Annotated in this window: 6 protein-coding genes and 2 pseudogenes; 6 read left to right on the top strand and 2 right to left on the bottom strand. The window is 42.0% G+C overall.

The window, feature by feature from the left end; translation table 11 throughout:
- Window positions 1–375: hypothetical protein (locus tag ACED45_RS23700; protein ID WP_371715176.1), on the bottom strand; the 375-nt coding region annotated here is incomplete at its 3' end.
- A gap of 555 nt (window positions 376–930) precedes the next feature.
- On the opposite strand from ACED45_RS23700, the gene ACED45_RS23695 reads away from it, so the two are divergent.
- The 3 genes and pseudogenes from ACED45_RS23695 to ACED45_RS23685 all read left to right on the top strand — a co-directional run.
- The gene (locus ACED45_RS23695) at window positions 931–1,581 is read left to right on the top strand and encodes a hypothetical protein (protein WP_016800250.1); all 651 of its coding nucleotides are present in this window, start codon (window positions 931–933) and stop codon (window positions 1,579–1,581) included.
- A complete protein-coding gene (locus ACED45_RS23690; protein ID WP_016800251.1) occupies window positions 1,574–2,335 on the top strand; it encodes a DUF3307 domain-containing protein in 762 nt (253 codons plus the stop codon). The genes ACED45_RS23695 and ACED45_RS23690 overlap by 8 nt, the downstream gene beginning before the upstream one ends.
- Before the next feature lie 280 nt (window positions 2,336–2,615).
- Window positions 2,616–3,433 (top strand): annotated as a pseudogene (locus ACED45_RS23685) (Rpn family recombination-promoting nuclease/putative transposase); the annotation flags it as partial.
- 90 nt (window positions 3,434–3,523) lie between these two features.
- Here the strand turns inward: ACED45_RS23685 and ACED45_RS23680 are convergent.
- Window positions 3,524–3,947 (bottom strand): annotated as a pseudogene (locus ACED45_RS23680) (hypothetical protein); the annotation flags it as partial.
- 473 nt (window positions 3,948–4,420) lie between these two features.
- Between ACED45_RS23680 and ACED45_RS23675 the strand changes: the two are divergent.
- From ACED45_RS23675 to ACED45_RS23670, 3 genes are read left to right on the top strand one after another with little or no spacing between them, the layout of a single operon-like run.
- Entirely contained in the window at window positions 4,421–4,777 is a 357-nt protein-coding gene (locus ACED45_RS23675; RefSeq protein WP_371715175.1) for a hypothetical protein, read from the top strand.
- A gap of 37 nt (window positions 4,778–4,814) precedes the next feature.
- Entirely contained in the window at window positions 4,815–4,928 is a 114-nt protein-coding gene (locus ACED45_RS24100) for a DUF7659 family protein (protein WP_442806907.1), read from the top strand.
- Complete coding sequence (locus ACED45_RS23670; protein ID WP_371715174.1) at window positions 4,925–5,086, top strand: hypothetical protein; 162 nt, start codon at window positions 4,925–4,927, stop codon at window positions 5,084–5,086. Before ACED45_RS24100 ends, ACED45_RS23670 begins: the two co-directional genes overlap by 4 nt.
- The last annotated feature ends 17 nt before the right edge of the window (window positions 5,087–5,103 follow it).

Here is a 5,103-nt window from a genome sequence, read left to right as displayed (position 1 = left end):
ATCGAGCCCGAGTGTTCTTTGGATTATAAATTCATCAAAGTATGCTCGCGCCCTGTCATTAACGTAGTCCTCCATAGATGGTGACATTCTAAAGCAACATTTTTCAAACGTAGTGGATAGAACGCACTCAAGTAACCTCTTGGTAGGTAACCTAGAAAATAAGCTACCATGAATTCCATCCAACCTAGCTTCAATTGACAAATACTCTCCACTTTCGTCTTCAAGTGTTAAACCTGATAAACAATCATGATCTATGTACTTATCTAAGTTTGGAAAATTGACATGTTTTAACTGACGTCTCTCGAAAGAGTTTATGTAAACTGGGTAAGCTTCTTGAGACAATGCAACAAAATTGCTGAATTGCTTTTCCATCATTCAAATATGACCCATAAATTGATTTGATATTAATAGGTTGAGAGTATAAACCTAACGCTTTCTATACGGCTTTTAGCCTTCGATAATACGGTCTTTCTTATCGTTGTTCAATTGATAATCAGCATGTTAGTTAGAAGCATGGGAGATTATACTGCAAAATGACGCATAATTTTAACAAAGCTTACGACGACACTCCCTCGGATAACTACAGGTAAGGCAAACGTACAATCACAGATTGTGAGTAAACTTTCGCGCTGAAAAGGAATGGGGCACAAACGTGCTAGAAAATGCCACGGGTAAAAATTCAGCCTACGAAGGTTCTGGACAAAAGTGAGTCAGTATCCATTATTGATGGTGCAGATCATATTGGATCACTGCCACAGTAGTCGAACGGCACTCGTAAAAGTGATTACAGTCAAACTAAGGTAATGACAAGCTTCATGAATCGTTTAGCCCTAAACGGCTAATTTCCACCTATTAGCCATAAACGGCTAAATTTGCATTATTAGCCATAAACGGCTAAATTGGCATCTACATGAAAGAAGGAGTTTTAATGTGGAGCCTACCTCTAAACCTATCGCAGTGATCAGCGGCGATATTGTCAACTCAACCAAGCTAACATCTGAACAGTTTGAACAACTTCTTAAACGAATCAAAGACATTCAGAGACTGATCACCGCAGGAAATTCATCAAATGCGCACAGTATTGAGCGTGGCGATGAATTTCAGACCGTGGTGCATGATATTGAAAGCGCTCTGAGATACACCATCATTTATCGTATTGGCATTAAAGCGCTTGGCAAAGAGTTTGATAGTCGCATTAGCCTTGCTATTGCCTCTAATGCCGATTTGCGTGAGTCTGTCTCTGAATCGATGGGTGAAGCATTTGTTCTTTCTGGGCGTGGACTAAAAGCCTTAAAAAGCGACAGGTTGTTATTTAACTCTGACCGTTTCGAACTCACTGAGCACTTTGACTTACTCTTTAAGTACCTCGATAGACAACTAACGGAATTAACCTCGCGCCAATGTGAAGTTATGCTTCCGATGCTTCGAACCAATGAAGGTTTGTCTATTAGTGAGTTAGCAGAAAAGCTCGATGTTGCTACTGCCACTGCCAGTAAGTCTCTTAAAGCTTCAGGTTGGCCGCTAATCAGTGAGCTAAATTGGCGATTCATAAACCAAGTGAAGGGACTCAAGTATGTTTAATTTTTTTGATGTTCTAATACCGTTCTTGATGATTCACATCATCTGTGATTTTTACCTCCAGCCGAACCAATGGGTAGAAGCAAAGAAAAAATACACTTACCGTTCAACTGAACTGTACTTTCACTCACTATTACACGGTGTCGCGTTGTTAGTTCCTGCTATAGCGTTAGGTATTGACTGGCGCTCAACTACTTGCTTGGTAGTTATCATAGCGGTAAGTCATTTTATTATCGATTTGTGGAAAGTAAGAGCACGAAATGGTGGTAAGTTTTCCTATTTTATTATCGACCAGACTTTGCATGTATCAGTGCTAGTAGCCATTGCCTTTCACATGGCAGATGGTGTAATGATCGATGCCGTACTACAAGATGAGAAGTTCTCAGATGGTGTTATGGTGGTATTTGCTTACTTACTAATTCTCAAGCCAACTTCGATTGTGATTGGCAGCGTCTTAAGGAAGTTTCCAATATCAGATCAAGATCAAGATACTACTAGTATTAGTGGTCTTATCGCAGGTGGTGAGTTGATCGGTTATTTAGAGCGAGTGTTAATACTGACCTTTACGCTTGTGGGGAGCTATGCAGCTGTGGGTTTTGTATTGGCGGCTAAGTCAATATTTAGGTTTGGTGAGTTGAATAAATCAGACGACCGAAGCATGACTGAGTATGTGCTGATTGGTTCATTGATATCGGTGGTGATCACAACACTGGTAGGTACCTTAATATCACTTGGTTTGGGTGTGAAAATTAAATGACCAAAAAGGTATTCGGCAGTTTATTACTAGATAAGCTCGAATTTTACGGGATAACGATCAATTACAGGGAAGAGAGTTGCCCTTCTAATGTAGTGGATTAGCAGATTTGGTCACATAGTTAGAGCTCTAGACATAAGAACAAGTAGGTCAAAATTGGCGGCTGCATTCTGTGATAGCTAGCTGCCGAAACGCAGAATGGGGCAAAGATTACTTAGAGTAAATGAACTAAATTGATGTGTAGAAAGAAACCAACATGGTGCAGAATTTTTATCATGGTACTGATTTGACGACCTTAAAGCTCGAATCAGGCAGCTTTATAGAAGAAAACTTACGGCCTTACTATTAGGATGTCCTTTATTCTCTTAAAACGTCTCAGGGGGAAGGGTACGTCTACGCGTTAATCGAGCACCAGAGTCGACCAGATAAACACATGGCGTTCAGACTGATGCGTTACGCTATCGCCGCCATGCAACAACATCTTGAAGCTGGCCATGAGCATTTACCTCTGGTGATCCCGTTGCAGTTTTATCATGGCAAAGTCTCGCCTTATCCCTATAAAATGAATTGGTTAAAAGGGTTCGCTAACCCTGACAAGGCTAAAGCACTTTATACTCAGGACTTTCCTTTGGTCGATGTCACGGTCATATCCGATGATGAGATAATGCAGCATCGCCGTATTGCCTTACTGAGCTCGTACAAAAGCACGCGAAGTATCGTGATATCATGGATTTCCTTGAGCCTCTGGTCACATTGCTCTTAACCGATTACACTACAGATAAGCAAGTACAGTCATTGATGAGCTACTTACTCCAAGTGGGTGAAACGAATAACCTAGAGGCGTTAATTACGTCACTTGCCTCATCAGTACCGAAACACGAGGACACACTTATGACTATTGCAGAACAATTGCGCCAACAAGGCGAGCAACGTGGACGCCAAGAAGGGCGCCAAGAAGGTATACAATTAGGTGAGGAAAAAGGTCGCCAAGAAGCACTCAAGGAGATGGCGCGTAAGATGCTGCTTAATGGTCTAGATCAACAAACCATTATGGATGTCACGGGATTGAATACAGACGAACTAGCACAACTTTCTCATTAGCCGCTCAAGCATAAAGGGTTGTGTGGCAAAGTGGTTGTGTTGATAAAATCTGCCTGGAGATAAAGCTACATCGTCTATGGCTAACCGTTGGCTTCTAACTGGCATAGTTAGAGCTATAATTTTTGTTTGTTGTTTTGACATTTACTATCATTTCACCTATTTGAGCGTTGTAGTATTTCAAACTCGCTTTACCGCTCGTTAGCGCCTTTTCCGCTTCATTTATTGATCCACTCTCTTCCCAAAGCATTACCTTCTTTCGAGGTGAGTTTCAGTGAGGGAAAACCTTTCTTTTTCAGAGGCTCCTGGCACAACAAAACTGACTTCCGCACTCATGGTTTCGGGTGTATCGAGATGAAAGCTAAGTGCAGCTTTTGCCATGCTCTGCGTTTCTTTGCATCAAGCTTTTCCACTTTCCGCTCTCCCTGACCAAAAAGGTGGAGGCCAGTTGAGTTAATGGCTACATGGCGAATAACCCTTTAGATTTATTGCGATATTTGACTTGAACCACCTTCGACGCATATCCCTGAATATTGACTATGACGGTTCTGTTTCCAACGCCAATCAACCTGTAAAGTACGTATTAAACTTAAATATTGGGCGTTCTCCCTTCGGACGGCTCATTCCGTCGCTTCACTCCTCTCGCGATAACTTATGGCACTGTTATCGAGCAAGCTCGATGTGACATTCAGTTACTGCGAACAATCACCCAACGCCTCCGCTACTGCGTAGCTGCGCATCGTCGTGCCTCCTTATTACCTTTCACTGGCTTCAATTAAGTTCGAGTAAGGGCTTGTTTTCTTATGTGCCGATTTTCCTTTCGACTCGCATCATTGGATGGCGCTCGCAGACTGTTCACCATCTTCAATCAGAACCTTCTCTGCAAGGGTTAATAAACGCTTCGCGCCCCTGCAGAGAAGAACCCTGTTTGAGATCTGGACAGCCAAGCGGCTCCATAAAAGTGATACTCAAACAGAAAGGAAACTTGTCATGGCACAACAAAACTCAACCCCAACTCTCTCTACATTGACGCTCAGCGACCAGCGTTTCGCCGCTGGGCACGAAAGCTCACCAAAAAATGATATCTCTTTACTGCGTATTCCTCAGCGTACAGAGGGAGAAGAGCACGGCTTTTCTCTTACGCCGTGTAGCGACATTACCTTAGCTGAACTCAAAATTGCAGGATTTACTTTGCGTGATTCTAAGTTCTACCCATCCACTCAGGCTGAGGTTGAGAAGATTATCTTGCACCACTTTAAAATAGGGGACTTAACTGACAATTTTATTGTGAAGGATGTATCAACCCCTTCGAGATCCCTCTTTTCGTTTCACCGTTGCCCGTTTTAATTCTTGGGATATTTTTTAATAACGTAAGGAGTAAGTGATGAAATATCTCTCTCACTATATTCAAGCCAAACAAACGCAAGCATTTAATGAGGCGGGGGCGTTCTTTGCTTTTTCTAATAAGCAGCTCGATGGAGAAAAAAAGAGGGCGTGAAATATGCGTCATTAGGTATGGGTTTAATTTGCCCTGTTGATAATGCTAAGCAATTAATGACCCGTTTAGATTCTATTGCTCAAGAAGGGATCGTCGAAGACATCGAAGAGAATGGTAAAAAAGGGCTTTGTTTCCTAAATCAGGGAACTAATGCTTAAAGCTACGATCAGATCAT

Source organism: Vibrio crassostreae (assembly GCF_041439375.1).
In the GTDB taxonomy this organism is placed as follows: domain Bacteria; phylum Pseudomonadota; class Gammaproteobacteria; order Enterobacterales; family Vibrionaceae; genus Vibrio; species Vibrio crassostreae_D.
The sequence above is the reverse complement of the archived record's forward strand: the minus strand, read 5'-3'. Positions and strand labels throughout refer to the sequence as shown.